The organism is Nonomuraea sp. NPDC052129, from assembly GCF_040680095.1.
Classification (GTDB): Bacteria; Actinomycetota; Actinomycetes; order Streptosporangiales; family Streptosporangiaceae; genus Nonomuraea.
The window spans coordinates 1-1,650 of the sequence record NZ_JBFAVX010000086.1 but is presented as its reverse complement, the minus strand read 5'-3'; the positions used below and the strand labels follow the sequence as shown (position 1 = coordinate 1,650).

1 protein-coding gene is annotated in these 1,650 nt (G+C 67.8%); it reads right to left on the bottom strand.

Annotated elements, in window-relative coordinates; genetic code table 11:
• Positions 1-28 precede the first annotated feature (28 nt).
• Positions 29-1,558: an ISL3 family transposase gene (locus AB0L53_RS59270; RefSeq protein ID WP_364015912.1), complete on the bottom strand. Its 1,530-nt coding sequence runs from the start codon at positions 1,556-1,558 to the stop codon at positions 29-31.
• Between the last annotated feature and the right edge of the window lie 92 nt (positions 1,559-1,650).

Below are 1,650 nucleotides of genomic sequence, written 5' to 3'. Positions count from 1 at the left end.
GGCTCTGCCAAGATTCCCGTGGTAACGCTCAGTTCCTGGCGATGGTGAGAAGTATCCGTTTGCGTAGCAGGGCGAGACCGGCTCGCCCGTACATCTGCCGTTTCAGCAGTTTGATCTTCGTGACCACGCCTTCGGTGGGGCCGTTGCTGTAGGGCAGAGTGAGCCCGGCGACGACGGCGTCGTGGTCGATGAGCAGCCCTTCAGCGAAGGAGCGCAGGGGTTGCAGATCGCTGGCGCGGACTACGTCGATCCAGTCGTCCAGCCGGTGTCCTTGGCGTTGGGTGAGCAGATTGGCGAAGGTGCGTACGTGCTCAGTGGCCTGCTTCAACTCCAGGCAGTGGTCCAGCACTTCCTGCAGTCGGGCCATGCGGCCGGGGCTGAGGTGGGCCGGGTCGGTCATGATCCAGATGGCGACGCGGCGGGGTGAGGGCGGCGCCTGGGCATCCTCGGCGCGCCCTTGGCCCAGGTAGCGGTACAGCAGGGTGGAGCCGCCCTGATACCCCATCGACTTGATCTCCCGCAGCAGGGTCCACGCGGCCACGCCGGGTTCGGCGGCCCGGCGGCTGCGCAGGTAGTCGCGGAACGGATCGACCAGCGTGGCACCCCGTTTCGGGCCACCGATCACCTGCTCGACCCGTTGGGCGCGGGCGTACTTCTTGACAGTGTTCAACGCGAGGTTGAGCCGGCGGGCGATCTCGTTGTTCGCCAAGCCCTGGCCCAGCAGGGCGTGCACGGCCGCATACCGGCTGCGGGTGCGCTGCACCGTGGGACCTTCGTCGCGGCCCTGGCCTGCAGCGATGTCGCGAAAACAGCCACGGTGCGTCAGGGCGAGCCTCTCGATCGCCTCGCTCAGGTTCTTCAGCAGGTGCCAGCGGTCGGCGCACTGCACCGCCTGCGGCGCGCCATCGCGGGCGCCGGCCGCGTACGCGGTCGAGCGGTCCCGGCAGATGAGCTGGACTCCGGGATGCTGTTGCAGCCAGTGGGCGAAGGTGACGCCGAGCCGATCGGGCAGCACGTCCAGGCATCTGTGGGTGACGGCATCGATGATGACGGTGGCATAGCGCTGACCCCGTTTGATCGCGAAGTCGTCGACGCCGATCGCCGCCGGAACGGCCGACGGCAGCTCCGGCAATGCCATCAGGGTGCTCAGCACGCTGGTACGGCTGAGCAGTAATCCGATCGTGGCCAGGAGAGCGGCTCCGCCTCGCCCGGCCAGCGCCAGCGCGCACGCGATCACCAGCGCCGTCGCGCCTGGCGTGCGACGCCCGTAGCGGCCGGCCAGGCCCGGCACCTGCTCGTGGAAGGTCTGCCGCGCGCAGTCCAGGTTGATGCACACCAAGCGTCGTAACCTCAACTCGATCACCACGGGCAGCCCGTCCACCGGACGGTCAGCCAGGCGCCGCCAGTGATAGCCGTGCACCTTCCCCGTGGCCATCCCGCACGACGGGCAGCACACCGGGTCACCTCGCGTGCGGGCCACCATCCGGATCTGGCCGTCCTGACGGTCCACCTGCTCGATCTCCACCGCGGCCAGGTGCGGGAAGAGCACGTTCACCATGTCACGGTTACACACCGTTCACGGTTGCATCCAGAACAGCGGAGTGTGGATAGAACAGCACAATCTGTCACCACGGAAATCTTGGCAGAGCC